The following is an 18,290-nucleotide window of genomic DNA, read 5'->3' on the forward strand; positions in this document are numbered from 1 at the left end:
CCCGGGGGCGGGGGGGGCGTGGGGTGCCCCCGCCGCACCCCCCCGAACACGCCCTCGACTTCGTTCCGGCCGCCCGGCCCCCCCCCCGCGCCCCCCCCCGGGGGGGCGTCGCCGTGTGTCCGCCAGGCGGTGGTGCCCGGGCCGGGCGACAATAAAAAGCTGACGGAGGATGTCAGGTTTGGTGCGCAGGATGGGCGTCATGAACAGCATGGAGAACCTTGCGGAGAACGATCCCGAGAGCGCCGACGCGATTGTCCTGCGGCCCGGCGACAGCGGGTACGAGGAGGAACTCGCCGGGTTCCAGACCGGTTTCACGCAGCGGCCCGCAGCGGTCTTCGCCGCCTCGTCGACGGACGACGTGGCACGGGCGGTGGCATACGCGGCCGCCGAGGGCCTGCCCGTCGGCGTCCAGGCCACCGGGCACGGGCTGCCGGGCTCCGCGGAGGGCGGTGTCCTGATCACGACGCGGCGGATGGACGGGGTCACGGTCGACGCCGAGGCCCGTACCGTCCGCGTCCAGGCGGGCGTCCGCTGGGAACAGGTCGTCGAGGCGGCGGCGCCCCACGGGCTCGCCCCGCTGAACGGTTCGGCGCCCGGCGTCGGCGCCGTCTCGTACACGCTGAGCGGTGGACTCGGCATCCTGGCCAGGGAGTTCGGGTACGCCGCCGACCATGTGCGCTCCCTCGACGTCGTCACCGCGGACGGGCGGCCGCGCCGGGTGACCCGGGAGTCGGACCCCGACCTGTACTGGGCGCTCCTCGGCGGCGGGCACAACTTCGGGGTCGTGACCGAGCTGGAGATCGGTCTGGTGCCGGTGGCCCGGCTGTACGGCGGATCGCTCGCCTTCGACGGGCGCGAGATCGACCCGGTGGATGTGCTCAGGGCGTACGAGCGCTGGACCCGGACCGTGCCGGACGGGCTGACCTCGTCGTACGCGGCCGTGCCCTACCCGGACGCCCCCGGGATGCCGCCGCACCTGCGGGGCCGGTACGTCATCTCCGTGCGTGTCGCGTACACGGGCACTGCCGAGGAGGGCGAGCAACTCGTCGCCCCGCTGCGGAGGATCGGACCCGCGCTCTCGGACTCGCTGCGCGAGATGCCGTACACCGAAAGCCACACCATCCACAGCGACCCGGACTTCCCGCACCCCTACTACGGCGACAGCGCGGTGCTGCGTGAACTGGACGTCGAGGCCGCGGCCCAGGTCCTCGCCCGGACCGGGCCGGACGCGCCGACCATGTGCGTCCTGCAGATCAACCACCTGGGCGGGGCGCTGGCGACCGAGGCGCCGAACTCCGTACCGCACCGTGAAGGGCGCTTCCTCGTACGGCTGTTGGCGATCATCTCCCCCGGTGCGGGCCAGGAGGGCCGGGAGGCGGCACGGACGGTCCTGGACCCGGCGTTCGGGGTTCTCGCCCCGTGGACGATCGGGCGTGTGCTCAACTTCGCGTTCGGGGCCGGGGACCGCCCGGAAGGGCTGTACGACGCCGCGACGCACAAGAGGCTCGCCGGGCTGAAGTCGACGTACGACCCGGCGAACCTCTTTCGCAGGAACTACAACATCGCTTGAGCTGCGACGCGCGGCCTGAGCCGCGGCCTCGCGGCCGGCTCTCGCTCAGCTCTCGCCGTCGGTTGCAGCGGTCAGTTCTCGCGGTTGAGGAACTTCCAGGCGGTGGGCAGCACGCCCATCGCCAGGGCCGCCTTCAGCGCGTCGCCGATCAGGAACGGGGTGAGGCCCGCCGCGATCGCGGCGGACATCGAGAGGCCGGCGGCGGACGCCAGGTACGGGACGCCCACCGCGTAGATGATCGCCTCGCCCAGCAGCATCGTGCCCGCCGTGCGCAGCACCGAGCGGTCGGCGCCGCGGCGGGCCAGGGCGCCCACGGCGGCGGACGCGAGGACCATGCCGAGGATGTAGCCGAAGGAGACTGCGACACCCGAGGTGCCGTCGGCGAACCACGGCACACCCGCGACGCCGGCCACCGCGTACAGCGCGAGCGCGAGGAAGCCGCGGCTCGTGCCGAGTGCGGTACCGACGAGCAGGGCCGCGAAGGTCTGGCCCGTCACCGGTACCGGGGTGCCCGGGACGGGGACGGAGATCTGGGCGGCGAGCCCGGTGAGCGCGGCGCCGCCGACGACGAGGGCCACGTCCCTCACACGGGAGGCGGGGAGGAGGTCGGCGAGGACCTGGGCCGGGCGTGCGGATGCTGCGGCGGTGGCGGTGCTCATGGGGTCTCCGCGGGTGAGGGCAGTTCGGGACACGGTGACGCTATCCCAGGGCGGTTGAGGCGATCACCGTCAGCGCTCGACAAAGGGTGGATCGTGGGTGTGGTGGACTTCCGACAAAGGGTGGGGGATACATCCGGCGCGGCGTGACTTCGGTCACTGAGGTGGGGGCGGTTGTCCTGGAGGCGGGGGTGCGCTTCGGCTGTGGGGTTCCACCAAAGGCCTTTGGTGGCCTTCTCCGCCGAGGACTTGCCCCCTGGCCTGATCGGCCCTCCCCGCATACCCTTTCAGCCATGGTTGCCCAGGCCGAGAACCTCACGTCGCGTCGCTATGTCGACCTGCGACGGCAAGGTACGGCCACCTGTCTTCTCGGGTAGCGGCGGGCGGAGTTGATCCGGCTCGTCGCACTCAGCGGCGCAGTGTCGGACCCGCTCCCGAGGAAGACTCCCATGTCCCGTACCGCGGCACCACTCCTTCCGTCCCCTCTCTCCCCTCCCGCTCCCCCGCCCGCCGTCGTCCGGCGGGCCGCCGACTCCGCGCGGCGCCGCACCAGCGCGAGCCTCATCCTGCGGTCCGTGCTGGAGCACGGGCCGGTCGCGCGCAGTACCGTCGCCCGGCTGACCGGGCTGTCCGCGGCCTCGGTGACCGAGTACTGCGCACGCTTCGCCGAGCTCGGGCTGATCCGTGAGGCCGCCGCGCCCCGGCAGTCCAACGGGGTCGGCCGCCCGCATGTGCCCGTCGACCTGGACGACGGGCGATTCGTGGTCGGCGGGGTGCACGTGGCGGTGCCGTACACCACTGTCGCGGTGCTCGATCTGCGCGGACGCGTGGTCGCCGAGCGGCGGCTGTCGCATGCCGGGCGCACCGATCCGGGCCAGGTGCTGGCGCGGGCCGCCGACGGCCTGAACTCGCTGCTGGCGGACGTCGCCGGCCGGCATACGGCGCTGGGTGTCGGGGTGGCCGCCGGGGGCTGGGTCGACCGGGACTCCGGGACCGTCGTGGAGCACCCCCTGCTGGGCTGGCGCGAGGTGCCGGTGCGCGACGTGCTCGGGGCGCGCACCGGGCTGCCGGTGCATGTGGACGGACATGCGCGGGCGTTGGTCGACGCGGAGCGGCTGTTCGGGCGGGCGCGGGGCAGCCGGAGCATGCTGCACCTCTTCGTCGGCAATATGGTCGACGCCGCGTTCGCCACCCACGACGAGGTGCACCACGGCCCCCGCTCGCAGTCCGGGTCGATCGCCCATCTGCCGCTGGGGGCCGGTACGGAGCCGTGCGACTGCGGGCGCATCGGCTGCCTCCAGGTCGAGCTGAGCGAGCGGACGTTGTGCCGTCGGGCGCGGGAGTCGGGCGTCACCGACGGCGTGGACCCGATGGACGTGGTCGCCGCGGCGGCCGACGGCGACCCCGTTGCCGTACGGCTGCTCGTGGAGCGGGCCCGGATGGTCGGGCGGGCGGCGGGGCTGCTGCTCGACGTGCTCAATCCCGACACCGTCGTCGTCACCGACATCGGGGTCGTCCACCGGGAGGACTGCCTCGCCGCCCTGCGCGCGGAGGTCGGGCCGGAGCGGGCCGCGTCCGTGTCACCGACGAGTTTTCCGGACTCGGTGCTCGCGGTGGCGGGCGGCGCGGTGGCCCTGGACGTGCTCTACCGGGATCCGCTGGGTGCCGCGCCGGACGTCTCCGGGCTTCTCACCTGAGCGGACTTAATTCAGAAACTCCGAATGTTGACAGGCCTTGCCGAAGACCGGGAACATCGTATTCATGCTGCTCACGAGTTGTCGCACCCTCTGTTGCTGACACGCTGACGCGCTGACCGTCCGTCAGCGCCCCTGATGCATGGTGAGCACTTGCACGCGCCCGCTGCGCGCGTTTCCCTCGTGCACCTTTCGCTGTCACCGTTTCCCTTTGGGGTTCCCGGATTTCCCTTTCGGGTCCCCTAATTCCCGCTTCCCGTTTGCCTTTTCCGGTTCCCCCTGCCCGGAAATTCCGCGCATTCCCGTCACCTGAGTTCACGGAGCTTCCCATGCCACCAGCGCACCCGTCCCTGTCCGGCGTCGACCGGCGACTGTTCCTCACCTCGCTGCTCGGCGCCACGGCCGCCGTCGCCGGGCTCAGCGGCTGCGCGGACAGCAGTGCCGCTGCCGGGACCAAGAGCGCCTCGACCGCGCCGCCGGCCGACAAGGTGCCCTCCGGTACGAGCCTGAAGATCTCCTCGTACCAAGGCGTGCAGCAGCTTCAGTTCAAGCTCGCCAAATTCGGTCGACTGCCTTTCACGGTGACCGACTGGCCGAACATCGGCGCCGGCCCCGATGCCATCAACGCCTTCCGCGCAAAGTCCCTGGACGTCGCCAACAACGCGGGAATCCCGCCGATCCAGGCGCACTTCCAGGGTTACGACGCGAAGATCGTCGCGATCAACGTCACCCGCAAGCCCAACTATCTCTTCGCCACCAAACCCGGCAGCGACATCCGCACCGTCGAGGACTTCAGGGGAAAGAAGCTCGCCTTCTCCCAGGGGCAGGCCCAGGGCGTCGTACTGCTGCGGGCGCTGAAGAAGGCAGGCCTGAAGTACGACGACGTGAACCTGGTGCCGCTGACCAGCAACCAGTTCCTCACCGCCCTCCAGGCCGGCCAGGTGGACATCGCCCCGCTCGCCAACCAGCAGGCACCGGCGTACCTGAAGCAGTACGAGTCCAAGGGCGCCCGCGCCATCACCACCGACGTGGTCGACCTGCTCAACCTGCTGTGGGCGCCCGCCTCCGTGCTGGCCGACGAGGCGAAGGCCGCCGCGGTCGCCGCGTACATCCCGTACTGGGCGAAGGGCCAGGTCTGGCAGTACGAGCACCCGGACGTCTGGAACAGGGAGTTCTACGTCAAGACCCAGAACCTGACCCTCGCGCAGGCCGAGTCGATCACCGCGCTCGCCAACAAGCCGCTGTTCCCGCCGAGTTGGGCGGAGTCGATCAGGTGGGAGCAGGAGACCGCCGACCTGCTCGCCGAGGGCGGCTTCGTGAAGTCGTTCAAGGTCGGCTCGCTCTTCGACCATCGCTTCGAGGGCATCGCGGCGCAGTCCGTACCCGCCGAGTACCGGAGTTGACCGTCATGACCACCACCACCGCCGCGGCACCTGTGGTGACCGCGGAGAAAACCGGCCGGCAGGGGCGCCCCCGGCGACGCCGGAGCCTCTCCCCCGGCAGGCGCCTGCCCGCCTCCCGGCTGATCGGCCCCGCCCTCCTCGTCGCCCTGTGGGCCGCTGCCTCCGCCGCCGGGCGGCTGGACACGGCCGCGATCCCCGCTCCCTGGACGGTCCTGCGGACCACCGGTCACCTGTGGACCGACGGCACCCTGCCCACCGATGTGCTGACCTCCCTGGAGCGGGCCGGATACGGCTTCGCCCTCGGCCTGACCGCCGGGGTGGCGCTCGCGCTCACGGCCGGGCTCAGCCGCATCGGCGACGCGCTGATCGACGGGACGGTGCAGCTCAACCGGGCGATCCCGACGCTCGGCCTGATCCCGCTGTTCATCCTCTGGCTGGGCATCGGCGAGACGTTCAAGATCGCGATCATCGCCATCGTCGTCTACATCCCGATCTACCTCAACCTGCACGCGGCCCTGTCCGGCATCGACCACCGTTACGTCGAACTCGCCGAGGTCCAGGGGCTGTCGAGGGTCGCCTTCATCCGGCAGATCGTCATCCCGGGAGCCCTTCCGGGCTTCTTCGTCGGGCTGCGGCTCGGAGTGACCGGCTCCTGGCTGGGCCTGGTCGTCCTGGAGCAGATCAACGCCACCAGCGGACTCGGCTACATGATGTTCCAGGCCCAGAACTACGGCCGCAGCGACATCATCCTCGTCGGCCTGCTGATCTACGGCGTCTTCGGTCTGGCCTCCGACAGCGCGGTCCGCCTCATCGAACGGAGGGTGCTGTCGTGGCGACGCACGCTGAGCAGCTGACATCCACCAAGACCGGTCCGGCGGTCCAACTCCGGGGCCTCACCCGCTCGTTCGAGGGACGCACCGTCCTCGACGGCATCGACCTGGACCTCCCGGGCGGACAGTTCACCGCGCTGCTCGGGCACAGCGGATCCGGCAAGAGCACGCTGCTGCGGGCCATCGCCGGCCTCGACCACGAGGTCGCCGGGAGCGGCCAACTCACCGCTCCCGAGCGGGTGTCCGTCGTCTTCCAGGACTCGCGGCTGCTGCCCTGGCGGCGCGTCCTGCCCAATGTGCTGCTCGGCACGGAGGGCAAGGAGGCGGCGGAACGCGGCCGCGCCGCCCTCGCCGAGGTCGGTCTCGCCGGACGCGAACGGGCCTGGCCGAGCGAACTGTCCGGCGGCGAGGCCCAGCGCGCCGCCCTGGCCCGCTCCCTGGTCCGCGAACCCGAACTCCTGCTCGCCGACGAGCCGTTCGGCGCCCTGGACGCCCTCACCCGCATCCGGATGCACGGCCTGCTCCGGGAACTGTGGGAGCGCCACCGGCCCTCCGTCCTGCTCGTCACCCACGACGTGGACGAGGCGATCGTGCTCGCCGACCGGGTCCTCGTCCTCGACCACGGCCGTATCGGCCTCGACCTGACCATCGACCGCCCGCACCCGCGCTCGTACCGGGACCCGCTGCTCGGCGAATACCGCGAACGGCTGCTCGCCGCACTGGGGGTTACCGAGGGCGTGGGGTGACCGTCCGCCGCAGTGACCGTCCGCCGCAGTGACCGTCCGCCGCAGTGACCGTCCTGCGGGGGCTGCGCCCCCGTACCCCCGCTTCGGCCTGAACGGCCTCGTCCCCAAACGCCGGACCGGCTGCTGAGCCGCCACCGGCACCCGTGAGCAAAGGAACACCCCCATGACCCCGCCACAGCGCCAACTCCATCTCAACGCCTTCCTGATGAGCACCGGCCACCACGAGGCGTCCTGGCGGCTCCCGGAGAGCGACCCGTACGCCCATGTGGAGCTGGACCACTACGTCCATCTCGCCCGGATCGCCGAACGAGGCACCTTCGACTCGCTGTTCCTCGCCGACGGGCCGCAGCTGTGGGGCAACGTCGCCCAGCGCCCGGCCGGCACCCTGGAGCCGCTCACGCTGCTCACCGCGCTGGCGACGGCGACCCGGCACATCGGCCTGATCGCCACCGCGTCCACCTCCTACAACTCCCCCTACAACCTGGCCCGCAAGTTCGCCTCGCTGGACATCATCAGCGGCGGCCGGGCCGGCTGGAACATCGTCACCACGGCCGGCGCCGAGGCCGCCCGCAACTTCGGCCTGGACGCCGAACCGGCCCACTCCGAGCGGTACTCCCGGGCCGCCGAGTTCCTCGACGTGGCCCTGAAGCTCTGGGACAGCTGGGAGGACGACGCGATCGTCGCCGACAAGGCGTCCGGCGTCTGGGGCGACGACGCGAAGATCCACCCGCCCCGGCACAAGGGGACGTACTTCAGTGTCGAGGGAGCCCTCAACGTCCCCCGCTCGCCCCAGGGTTACCCCCTGCTCGTGCAGGCGGGGTCGAGCGAGGACGGCAAGCTGTTCGCGGCCAGGTACGCGGAGGCGGTGTTCACCGCGCAGCAGACCCTCGCCGACGCGCAGGCCTTCTACGCCGACCTCAAGTCCCGTACGGCGGCGGCAGGCCGGGATCCCGGGCACATCAAGGTGCTGCCCGGCATCGTGCCGGTGATCGGGTCGACGGAGGCCGAGGCGCGGGCGCACGAGCAGGTGCTGGAGGACCACATCGTGCACACGCACGGAGTGGCCCGCCTGGAAAGCCTGCTGCAACTGGAGCCCGGGACACTGGAGTTGGACGCCCTACTCCCCGCCGACCTGCCGCCCGAGGACGCCATCGAGGGCGCCAAGAGCCGCTACACGCTCGTGGTGGAGCTGGCCCGGCGCGAGCGTCTCACCGTGCGGCAGCTCGTCGGCCGGCTCGGCGGCGGGCGCGGGCACCTCACCTTCGCCGGAACCCCCGAGCAGGTCGCCGACGCGATCGAGACCTGGTTCACGCAGGGCGCCGCCGACGGCTTCAACATCATGCCCGCGGTCCTGCCGTCCGGCCTGGACGCCTTCGTCGACCATGTCGTCCCGATCCTGCGCGCCCGCGGCCTGCTCCGCAGCGAGTACGGGCCGCGCCGGACCCTGCGGGACCGCTACGGCCTCCCGCGCCCCACCAACCAGTACGTCACCGCCGACCGCAACGACTCCGCCTCCGCCCCCTCCCCCGCCCTCGTCTGAAAGGACCGTCCCATGAGCATCGAGATCCGCAAGGTCACCGCGAACATAGGCGCCCAGATCTCCGGCGTGGACATCTCCGAGCCCCTCGACGCGGAGACGGTCGCCGCCCTCCGTGAGGCGCTCAACGTCCACAAGGCGTTGGTCTTCGACGACGTGCACCTCGACGACGAGGGCCAGCAGGCCTTCGTCCGCCACTTCGGCGACGTCACCACCGCCCACCCGACCGTGCCCGCCGTCGACGGCGCCCCGAACGTGCTGCCCGTCGACAGCGAGCGCGGCCGCGCCGCCAACCACTGGCACACGGACGTCACCTTCGTCCTCAACCCGCCGCAGGCCAGCACTCTGCGCAGCATCACCCTGCCGCCGTACGGCGGCGAGACCCTGATCGCCAGCTCCGCGGCCGCCTACCGCGACCTGCCCGAGCCGCTGCGCGCCCTCGCCGACACCCTGTGGGCGGAGCACACCAACGACTACGACTACGCGGTCCCGCAGGAGTCGCTCGACGAGGAACAGGCCGCCGCGCGCGCCCAGTTCACCTCGATCACGTACCGCACCGTCCACCCGGTGGTCCGGGTGCACCCGCTGACCGGTGAGCGCGGGCTGTTCATCGGCGGGTTCGCGCAGCGGATCGTCGGCCTGTCGCCGGGCGAGTCCCGCAAGATCCTCGACCTGCTCCAGGCGTACGTCACCCGCCCCGAGAACGTCCTGCGCCACCGCTGGTCCCCGAACCAGCTCGTCCTGTTCGACAACCGCATCACCCAGCACTACGCCATCGACAACTACGACGGAGCGCCGCGCCGCCTGAACCGGGTCACCATCGCCGGTGACGTGCCGGTCGGCATCGAGGGCAAGGAGAGCCACTCGATCGAGGGCGACGCCTCGCACTACACGACGGTCGCCGCGACACCCCAGGCCGCGACCGAAGCGGGCGTCCTGGCCGGTGCCGCCGCGGCCGCGTAACGGCGCCGGTACCCGCTCCCCACCCCGACGCGCCCCGCAACACCCGCAACACCCCGAAGGCCCTCGTGTCCGAGCACACGAGGGCCTTTTTGTTGCTAGGTTGTAGTTGCAAGTTATGTGCAATAAGAGGTCGGAGGGGACCCCCATGCCTGTCTACACGCTCCCTGAGCTGCCGTACGACTACTCCGCGCTCGCCCCCGTGATCAGCCCCGAGATCATCGAGCTGCACCACGACAAGCACCACGCGGCGTATGTGAAGGGGGCCAACGACACGCTGGAGCAGCTCGCCGAGGCGCGCGACAAGGAGTCGTGGGGCTCGGTCAACGGCCTGCAGAAGAGCCTTGCCTTCCACCTGTCCGGCCACATCCTGCACAGCATCTACTGGCAGAACATGACCGGCGCCGGAGGCGGCGAGCCCCTCGCGGCGGACGGCGTGGGCGACCTCGCGGACGCGATCACCGAGTCGTTCGGCTCGTTCGGGGCCTTCAAGGCCCAGCTCTCCAAGGCCGCCGCGACCACCCAGGGCTCCGGCTGGGGCGTCCTCGCGCACGAGCCGCTCAGCGGCCGCCTGATCGTCGAGCAGGTCTACGACCACCAGGGCAACGTCGGCCAGGGCGCCACCCCGATCCTTGTCTTCGACGCCTGGGAGCACGCCTTCTACCTGCAGTACAGGAACCAGAAGGTCGACTTCGTCGAGGCCATGTGGCAGGTCGTGAACTGGCAGGACGTCGCCCGCCGCTACGCCGCCGCGAAGTCCCGCACGGACGTGTTGCTTCTCGCCCCCTGAGACCGGTATGAACGTCCTGCTCGTGATCGTCTTCTCACCCTTCACGTGGCAGGCGCAGAGAAGGAGAACCCCCGCGAGGACGTGACTCGCGGGGGTTTTCCCCTCCTCTCGGGTCCACCGATCGGTGGACCCGAAGTTCAACCGAGCACCTCTGTCCGCCAACTGCCCTGGTCAACCAGGCTTTTAGGCATGAACTCACTCACTGTGCGCGTGGCGCGCTGGAGCGCTCGGCACCCCTGGCGGGCGATCGTCGGATGGCTCGCGTTCGTCGTGCTGTGCCTGGGCGTCGGCAGCGCCGTCGGCACCCACAGCGCGAAGACCGCCGACTACCGGGTCGGCGAGGCCGGCCGTGCCGAGACCCTGGCCGCCCAGGCCCATCTGGAGCGCAGGTCCACCGAGCAGGTGCTGATCTCCGCGCGGTCGGGGGAACTCGACCGACGAGCCGCCGAGACCGCCGCGAAGGACCTCACCGCCCGCATGAAGCGGCTGCCCGACGTCGCTGGTGTCGCCGCACCACTGCTGTCCAAGGACCACGACATCCTCATGGTCGAGGTCTCCATCAAGGGCGAGGAGCGGGAGGCCGACGCCAAGGTCCACGCGCTCGTCGCGCAGACCGAGGCCGTCCAGAAGGCCCACCCCCGGCTGCTGCTCCAGGAGACCGGAAGTGCCTCCACCAGCAAGGGAGTCGACGATCAGCGCGACAGCGATCTCGCGCTCTCGGAGAAGATCACCCTGCCGGTGACGCTGGTGACGCTGCTGCTGGCCTTCGGCTCGCTCACCATGGCCGCCGTTCCGTTGCTGCTCGCGCTGTCGTCGATCGCGGCGGCCGTCGGCCTGTCGATGGTGGCCTCCCATCTCTCCCCCGACACCGGGGTCGGCACGAACGTCATCCTGATGATCGGCCTCGCGGTCGGCGTCGACTACACGCTCTTCCACCTCAAGCGGGAACGTGAGGAGCGGGCCCGCGCGGGCGGCCGGCTGAGCTCCGAAGCGCTGGTGGAGCTGGCGGCGGCGACCTCCGGCCGGGCGGTCGTGGTCTCCGGGCTCGCGGTCGTCGCCTCCACGGCCACGCTGTACCTGGCCTCCGACGTGATCTTCTCCTCGCTCGCCACCGGCACGATCGTGGTCGTCCTGGTCGCCGTGGCCAGCTCACTGACGGCGCTGCCCGCGCTGCTGGTCCTCCTCGGAAGGCGCGCCGAACGCAGGGCCGCACGGCGGGCCGCGCACGGAAAGCCCGTGCGCCGTCGGGACGTCGACAGCGGCGGCCGTATGTGGGGCGCGCTGCTGCGGCCCGCGAGCCGTCACCCCCTGGCCACCCTCTGCCTCTCGGTCCTCGCACTGCTCGCCCTCGTCGCCCCGCTGGCAGGGCTGAGGATCACCGAGATGAGCCGGGACACGCACTCCCGGGAGATCCCCGCCATGCGGGTGTACGACCGGCTCAACGAGGCCTTCCCCGAGCAGCGGGTGACGCACGAGGTCGTCGTCCGCGCGGATGCCGCACGCTCCGCCGAGGTCACCTCGGCGCTGCACAAGCTGGCTGAACTCGCCGACGCCGACCGGCTGTTCGTCGCGGGGGCGTCGAGGATCCGGACGTCCGCCGACCACCGGACCGGTGTGCTGGAGCTGCGGGTCCCGCACCTCGGCAACTCGGACGAGGCGTACGACTCCCTCGACCACCTCCGCGACACCTACCTGCCCGCCACCGTCGGCCGGATCGACGGCGCCGAGTACGGCGTCAGCGGTGACGTCGCCCGGTACGCCGACTATCCCGCCCACCAGAACAGCAAACTCCCGCTGGTCCTCGGGGCGTTGCTCCTGGTCACGTTCGCGATGACCGTGTTCGCCTTCCGCTCCGTGGTGCTGGGCCTGATCGGTGTCGTACTGAACCTGCTGTCCGCGGCGGCCGCGCTGGGGCTGCTCGTCCTCGTCTTCCAGGGAACGTGGGCCGAGGGGCTGCTGGACTTCCACTCCACCGGGTCGATCGGCTCGCGCGTGCCGCTCTTCCTCTTCGTGATCCTCTTCGGGCTCTCGATGGACTACCAGGTGTTCGTGGTGAGCCGGATCAGGGAGGCCGTGCTCGCCGGAGTGCCGACGCGGCAGGCCGTGCTCGACGGGATCCGCCGGTCGGCCAGTGTCGTGACCAGCGCGGCCGTCGTCATGACGACCGTCTTCACGAGCTTTGTCTTCCTGCACATCATCGAGATGAAGCAGATCGGCTTCGTGCTCGCGGCGGCCGTGCTTCTCGACGCGTTCGTCGTGCGGATCATGATCCTGCCGTCGGCGATGCTGCTGCTCGGCGAGGCGAGCTGGTGGCCCGGGCGCGGAGCGGGCCGGCCGGCGGTACGGATGGATCAAGCCGCCCCCGAGCTGCCTGTGGTCGACGTACGTTGATCGGTATGACTGCTCTCGCCGGGCCGGGCGCCGACACCTTCTGGGCCACGTCACTGCGCCGTTGGAACACGGTGTGCTGGGTGCTGTTCGCCGCCATGGCGGTCGGGCTCGTCGCGATGGACCGGCCGGGCGGGAGCAAGTACGCGGCGCTCGCCCTGCTCGGCAGTGTGGTGCTCTGCTATGCCGTCCTGGACCGCTTCCCCGGCAACCGGGTCGTACGGCCGCACGGCTACCTCACGGTGCTGGTCCTCGCACTCGGCGGGCTCGCGTACCTGCGCGGCAACTACGCGGCGCTGTTCATGGTGACGCTGCCGCACTACTGGATGTTCGGGCGGACACCGAGGGTCTCGATGGGGTTCCTGGGGCTCGCCACCGCCGGAACACTCGCCGGGAGCGTGCTGCGGCAGGACGGCTGGACGGTGGAGTTCTTCAGCGAGACCCTCGTCTCCACGGTGATCGTCGTCGCCGTGGGGGTGCTGATCGGGCTCTGGGCGCACTCGGTCGTCGCGCAGAGCGCCGAACGCGCCGAGCTGATCGTCGAGTTGGAGCGCACGCAGGCGCAGCTGTCCGAGGCACACCAGCGCCAGGGGGCGGCGGACGAGCGGGAGCGGATGGCGCGGGAGATCCACGATACGCTCGCCCAGGGCTTCGCCTCGATCATCGTGCTCGCGGAGGCTGCCCGGTCTGGTGTCACGGCGGATCCGGCGCGAAGTGCCCAGCAGCTGCGGTCGATCGAGTCGACGGCACGCGAAAACCTGGCAGAGGCAAGGGAGTTGGTCGGCTCGGGACGACAGCCCGGCCCCGGCCGGCTGGCGGCCGGGTCGGTGGCGCAGACCCTGCGCCGGATCCTGGACCGCTTCGCGGAGGACACCGGGCTGAGCGTGGACGCGGATCTGGAGGACCTCGTGTGCGACCAGCAGACCCGGATCGCGCTGCTGCGCTGCACCCAGGAGTCGCTGGCCAATGTCCGCAAGCACGCCCGCGCGTCCACGGTCGGCGTGGTGCTGGTCTGCCGGCCCTACGGCGTGGAGCTGGAGATCACCGATGACGGGACCGGGTTCGTGGTGGAGGAGTCGACCGGCTTCGGGCTCGACGGGATGCGCAAACGGCTGGCGGAACTGGGCGGGAGGCTGACGGTGACGAGTTCGCTGGGCGACGGGACACGGGTGCTTGCGCTGATCCCCGTGGAGAGCGTGGAGAGCGCGGAGACCGGGGGCGCGGCATGAGCGGCGGAGGGCTTCGTATCGTCGTGGTGGACGACCACACCGTCATGCGGGCCGGGGTGGTCGCCCTGCTCTCCGCCGGCAGCGGCATCGATGTCGTCGGCGAGGCGGGCGACGGGCGCGCGGCACTCGACCTCGTCGAGCGTTACGACCCCGACGTCGCCCTGGTCGACCTGCGGATGCCGGTGCTCGACGGGGTCGCCACCACCACCGAGATCGTCGCCCGTTTCCCGCGCACACGGGTGCTGATCCTGACGACGTACGACACGGACGCGGAGATCGAGCGCGGTGTGGAGGCCGGGGCCATCGGCTACCTCCTCAAGGACACCACGCGGGAGCAGCTGGTCGACGCCATCCACGCGGCGGCGCGCGGCGAGACGGTGCTCGCGCCCCGGGTCGCCGAGAGGCTGGTCGCCAGGATGCGGCAGCCCGTCCAGGTGCCGCTGACGGCCCGCGAGGCGGATGTGCTGAACGCGGTGGCCGACGGTCTGACCAATGCGGAGATCGGGCGCCGTCTCGTCATCGCCGAGGCCACGGTGAAGACCCATCTGCTGCGCCTGTTCGCCAAGCTCGACGTGAACGACCGGACGAGGGCGGTGGTGGTGGCCATGGAGAGGGGGCTGCTGCGACGGCCCTGACCCGCCTACCCGCAGGGCACGTTGAGCGACAGCAGGGCCGTGCTCGCGTCCTCCATGCGCACCTCACTGACCGCGGCGTTGCGCAACTGCGGGAAGACCCGGCGGTACTCGCCCAGCGGGATGGACAGCAGGGAGCACAGGACCAGGCGCAGCAGGGTGTTGTGGGCGACGACCAGGACGCGTTCGCCGGCGTGGGCGGTCGCGATGCGGCGCAACGCGTTCGCGCCCCGGGTCGCGGCGGTGCGCGGATCCTCCGCCTCCGGGAAGGGGTACGACACCGGGTCCTTGCGGAACGCCTCGGCCCGCTCGGGGTGTTCGGCGGCGAACTCGGCGAGGGTGCGTCCCTCCACGACCCCGAAGTCGCATTCGCGCAGGGCGGGTTCGCGGTGCGGGGTGAGGCCGAGGGCCCGGCAGGCGGGGTCGGCGGTGGCGACGGCGCGGGAGACGGTGGACGTCCAGATCGCGTCGACGGGGTGGGCTGCCGCCCAGAGGCCGAGGGCTTGCGCCTGGGCTCGGCCCTCGTCGGTGAGCGGGACGTCGCTCACCCCGGCGTAGCGGTTCTCGGCGTGCCAGATCGTGCGGCCGTGCCGGGCCAGCAGCAGTGTCGTCGTCATGACTGGGCAGTATCCAGGTCGAGGCGGGCCCGTGCGTGCGCGGCGACCGGCGTGGGCAGCCAGCCGCGCCGCTCCAGTTCGTCGACCAGCCGGGCGTAGGGGCCGGCGAAGAGCGCGGTGCGGGCCGGGCGCGGTTCGACGAGGGTGCGGATGCGGACCATGCGCTCGGCGGCGTCGGCGAGCGTGGCTGCGGCGCCCACTCCGTATGCGGCCAACGCGGCCATCCCCAGGGCGGGTTCGGTCTGCTCGGGCACGCGGGCGGGGCGGCCGAGGATGTCGGCGCGCAGCCGGTTCCAGTACGCGCTGCGGGCGGCGCCGCCGGTGAAGGTGAGGGTGCCGTCCATGGGGGCGCCGAGGGCGTGCAGGGAGTCGAGGCAGAGGCGTTCGGTGTAGCCGACGCCCTGCAGCAGGGCGGCCCACAGGTCGACGTCGGAGGCGGGGGTGCCGAGGACGAAGGCGGTGGCGGCGGGCGCGAGGAAGGGAAAACGTTCGCCGGGTGAGGCGAGGGGGTAGGCGAGGACGGACGCGGGCTCGAAGGCGACGGCCGCTGAGTCCATGACGGCGGGCGTGGCGTCCGGGAAGTACGCCGTGAGCGCGCCCGCTCCGACGCTGGACGCACCGCCGGGCAGCCAACTTCCGTCAGGCGCCCGGTGGTTGTAGACGACGCCCGTCGCGTCCCGGACCGGCTCGGACGCGGCGCCCTTGAGGACCAGGGTCGTGCCGAGCACCGAGTTCCAGGAGCCCTCGCGCAGCGCGCCCGAGGCGATCTGGGCGGCGCAGCCGTCGGTCATCCCGGCGATCACGGGGGTGCCGGCGGGGATGCCGGTGGCTTCGGCGGCGGCCGCGCAGACCTCGCCGATCCGGCTGCCCGGGCGGACGACCTCCGGCAGCAGCCCGTCGGGGAGGTCAAGCCGGGAGAGGGCCTCGCCCGGCCAGGTGTCGTGCTCGACGTCGTAGCCGGTCTTGAGGGCGTGGCTGGAGTCGGTCGGTGCGGGTCCGCCGGTGAGCCGGTGCACGATCGCGTCGGGCTGGTGGGCCAGCCGCAGGCCCCGGGCCCCGCCGTACTCCCCGACCAGCCAGAGCGCCTTCGGCAGCCCCCAGCCGTTCTGCACCAGCAGCCCGGCGTCCCGGGCCCGCCCGGCCTCCGGGGCCGCGCGCCCGTCGTCGTACATCAGGCCGGGGCTCACCGGCCGGCCCGAGCCGTCCGTCAGCAGCACGGTCCCGGAGGTGCCGCACACCGCGAGTGCGCCGATCCGCAGGTCGGATCGCGCGCCGAGGGCGGCCCGGGCCGCGGCGCACACCGCCCGCCACCACTCCTCGGGGTCCTGTTCGTGCCGTACGCCGTCCCGGTGCCCGGTCAGCGGGGCCGAGCCGCTGCCGAGGAGCGTGCCCTCGCCCGCGACGAGCAGCACGCGGACGCTCTGCGTGCCCAGGTCGATCCCCAGCCACGCGTCGCCGCCCTCATACCCCATCAGACCTCCCGCACATATCTACCAAGACTGTGAACTTCTCACTCTGCCCTGAGATTTTCTGTTGCGCGAGGGATTGACGGCCAACTTCCGCCGTTACACCCTCTGTTAACGAGTCGACTCAACGTGTTAGGGCCTGTCTCCCCGATCAGGTCGCCCTCGGGTGACGGCGGCTGATGATGCCGGTGAGCGGGGTCTGGTGCGTGCAGCTGCAAGGCGGAGGAGGGCGACGACGCGGAGCGTCGGCAACCGACGACAACGCCGCAGATGTGCGTGCCAGACCCCGCGGCCCCGAGCTGATCGGGGAGACAGGCCCTTGCCCCGACCGGACCTTTGGAGGTCACGGATGGACATGCACGTGCACGACCGCCGGCGCTTTCTCGCGCTCACCGCGGCGAGTGCCGCCGCCCCGCTGCTGACCGCCTGTGGCGCGGGGTTCGGTGGGGACGACAAGAAGAACGACGGTTCCGCCGCCGAGGATGTGAACGGTTCCTTCGACTGGAAGCGGGAGAAGGGCAGGACGGTCAAGGCGCTGCTGAACAAGCACCCCTACACGGACGCGCTGATCGCCGATCTCAAGGCGTTCACCGCGAAGACCGGCATCAAGGTGGAGTACGACGTCTTCCCCGAGGACAACTACTTCGACAAGCTCACCGTGGACCTCTCCAGCGGGCGTGCCTCCTACGACGTGTTCATGCTCGGCGCGTACATGGTGTGGCAGTACGGGCCGCCGGGCTGGCTGGAGGATCTCGGTCCGTGGATGCGCAACTCCTCGGCCACGAGCCAGGAATGGGACCAGGCCGACTTCTTCCCCAACCTCCTCCAGGCCGACCAGTGGTCGCTGAAGGCGGGCGCGCCGCTCGGCCGGGGCGGGCAGTACGCGCTGCCGTGGGGCTGGGAGACGAACGTCGTCGCCTACAACACGGAGGTGTTCAAGAAGCTCGGGCTGAAGCCCGCCGAGAGCTTCGACGAACTGCGCGAACTCGCCGGGACCATCAAGCGCAAGGCCCCCGGCGCGGGCTTCGACGGGATGTACGGCATCGCGGTGCGCGGCTCGCGCAGCTGGGCGACGATCCACCCGGGCTTCATGACGATGTACGCCCGCAACGGACTGCACGACTTCACGGTCGCCGGCGACAAGCTGAAGCCCGCCATGAACACCCCGGAGGCCATCTCGTTCCAGCAGGACTGGGCCGACATGGTCAAGAAGGGCGGGCCGCCGTCCTGGACGTCGTACACCTGGTACCAGTGCTCCAGCGACCTCGGCGCGAAGAAGGCCGGGATGCTCTTCGACGCGGACACGGCCGCGTACTTCCAGGCGGTGAAGGGCGCGAGTCCGGCCTCCGGGAAGATCGCCTTCCATCCGGGGCCGAAGGGGCCGGGCGGGTCGCTCGCCACCAACATGTGGATCTGGTCGCTCGGGATGAACTCCCGGAGCAAGAAGAAGAGCGCCGCCTGGCTGTTCCTCCAGTGGGCGACCGGCAAGGAGCATCTGCGCAAGGGCGCGCTCACGTACAACCACATCGACCCGGTGCGGAAGTCGATCGCCCAGGACGGCGCGTACAAGGACAAGATGCGGCACCTGGAGGGGTTCATCGACACCTTCGAGGCGGTCGTCGACCAGACGAAGATCCAGTTCACACCGCAGAGCCAGTTCTTCGACGCGACGACGAGCTGGGCGGCCTCGCTCCAGGAGATCTACGGCGGCAAGAGCGCCAAATCCGTGCTGAACGGGCTGGCGAGTGACCTGGCTCCCAAGGTGGGTTGAC

At 71.3% G+C, this 18,290-nt stretch carries 15 protein-coding genes; 12 read left to right on the forward strand and 3 right to left on the reverse strand.

The window, feature by feature from the left end; translation table 11 throughout:
- Positions 1 to 199: 199 nt before the first annotated feature.
- Positions 200 to 1,570 carry an FAD-binding oxidoreductase gene (locus ABZS97_RS17125; RefSeq protein ID WP_356138486.1) on the forward strand — a complete coding sequence of 457 codons (1,371 nt, stop codon included), beginning with the start codon at positions 200 to 202 and terminating at the stop codon, positions 1,568 to 1,570.
- A gap of 71 nt (positions 1,571 to 1,641) precedes the next feature.
- Here the strand turns inward: ABZS97_RS17125 and ABZS97_RS17130 are convergent, their stop codons facing one another.
- On the reverse strand, positions 1,642 to 2,229 hold the full coding sequence (locus tag ABZS97_RS17130; protein WP_356138488.1) for a biotin transporter BioY: 588 nt from the start codon (positions 2,227 to 2,229) through the stop codon (positions 1,642 to 1,644).
- Positions 2,230 to 2,675: 446 nt separating this feature from the next.
- On the opposite strand from ABZS97_RS17130, the gene ABZS97_RS17135 reads away from it, so the two are divergent.
- The 10 genes from ABZS97_RS17135 (at position 2,676) to ABZS97_RS17180 (ending at position 14,438) form a co-directional block, all read left to right on the forward strand.
- Positions 2,676 to 3,923: an ROK family protein gene (locus tag ABZS97_RS17135; protein ID WP_356138490.1), complete on the forward strand. Its 1,248-nt coding sequence runs from the start codon at positions 2,676 to 2,678 to the stop codon at positions 3,921 to 3,923.
- 326 nt (positions 3,924 to 4,249) lie between these two features.
- Positions 4,250 to 5,323 (forward strand): ABC transporter substrate-binding protein, encoded by a 1,074-nt coding sequence (locus ABZS97_RS17140; RefSeq protein WP_356138492.1) that lies wholly within the window; start codon positions 4,250 to 4,252, stop codon positions 5,321 to 5,323.
- A 5-nt stretch (positions 5,324 to 5,328) separates the two neighbouring features.
- Positions 5,329 to 6,177, forward strand: a complete 849-nt coding sequence (locus ABZS97_RS17145) for an ABC transporter permease (RefSeq protein WP_356138494.1) — start codon at positions 5,329 to 5,331, stop codon at positions 6,175 to 6,177.
- Positions 6,153 to 6,899, forward strand: a complete 747-nt coding sequence (locus tag ABZS97_RS17150; protein ID WP_356138496.1) for an ABC transporter ATP-binding protein — start codon at positions 6,153 to 6,155, stop codon at positions 6,897 to 6,899. Before ABZS97_RS17145 ends, ABZS97_RS17150 begins: the two co-directional genes overlap by 25 nt.
- A gap of 163 nt (positions 6,900 to 7,062) precedes the next feature.
- Positions 7,063 to 8,439: an LLM class flavin-dependent oxidoreductase gene (locus ABZS97_RS17155; RefSeq protein ID WP_356138499.1), complete on the forward strand. Its 1,377-nt coding sequence runs from the start codon at positions 7,063 to 7,065 to the stop codon at positions 8,437 to 8,439.
- Between the two features lie 12 nt (positions 8,440 to 8,451).
- On the forward strand, positions 8,452 to 9,399 hold the full coding sequence (locus tag ABZS97_RS17160; protein ID WP_356138502.1) for a TauD/TfdA family dioxygenase: 948 nt from the start codon (positions 8,452 to 8,454) through the stop codon (positions 9,397 to 9,399).
- A 145-nt stretch (positions 9,400 to 9,544) separates the two neighbouring features.
- Complete coding sequence (locus ABZS97_RS17165; RefSeq protein WP_356138505.1) at positions 9,545 to 10,186, forward strand: superoxide dismutase; 642 nt, start codon at positions 9,545 to 9,547, stop codon at positions 10,184 to 10,186.
- A 189-nt stretch (positions 10,187 to 10,375) separates the two neighbouring features.
- On the forward strand, positions 10,376 to 12,577 hold the full coding sequence (locus tag ABZS97_RS17170; protein ID WP_356138507.1) for an MMPL family transporter: 2,202 nt from the start codon (positions 10,376 to 10,378) through the stop codon (positions 12,575 to 12,577).
- 5 nt (positions 12,578 to 12,582) lie between these two features.
- Positions 12,583 to 13,803, forward strand: coding sequence for a sensor histidine kinase (locus ABZS97_RS17175; RefSeq protein ID WP_356138509.1), 1,221 nt, complete (start codon positions 12,583 to 12,585; stop codon positions 13,801 to 13,803).
- Positions 13,800 to 14,438 (forward strand): response regulator transcription factor, encoded by a 639-nt coding sequence (locus tag ABZS97_RS17180; protein ID WP_356138511.1) that lies wholly within the window; start codon positions 13,800 to 13,802, stop codon positions 14,436 to 14,438. The genes ABZS97_RS17175 and ABZS97_RS17180 overlap by 4 nt, the downstream gene beginning before the upstream one ends.
- A gap of 5 nt (positions 14,439 to 14,443) precedes the next feature.
- Here the strand turns inward: ABZS97_RS17180 and ABZS97_RS17185 are convergent, their stop codons facing one another.
- Entirely contained in the window at positions 14,444 to 15,052 is a 609-nt protein-coding gene (locus ABZS97_RS17185; RefSeq protein ID WP_356138513.1) for a histidine phosphatase family protein, read from the reverse strand.
- Positions 15,049 to 16,524 (reverse strand): FGGY family carbohydrate kinase, encoded by a 1,476-nt coding sequence (locus ABZS97_RS17190; protein ID WP_356138515.1) that lies wholly within the window; start codon positions 16,522 to 16,524, stop codon positions 15,049 to 15,051. The genes ABZS97_RS17185 and ABZS97_RS17190 overlap by 4 nt, the downstream gene beginning before the upstream one ends.
- A gap of 343 nt (positions 16,525 to 16,867) precedes the next feature.
- On the opposite strand from ABZS97_RS17190, the gene ABZS97_RS17195 reads away from it, so the two are divergent.
- The gene (locus tag ABZS97_RS17195) at positions 16,868 to 18,289 is read left to right on the forward strand and encodes a sugar ABC transporter substrate-binding protein (RefSeq protein WP_356138517.1); all 1,422 of its coding nucleotides are present in this window, start codon (positions 16,868 to 16,870) and stop codon (positions 18,287 to 18,289) included.
- The last annotated feature ends 1 nt before the right edge of the window (position 18,290 follow it).

The organism is Streptomyces sp. NPDC005485 (assembly GCF_040606085.1).
Classification (GTDB): domain Bacteria; phylum Actinomycetota; class Actinomycetes; order Streptomycetales; family Streptomycetaceae; genus Streptomyces.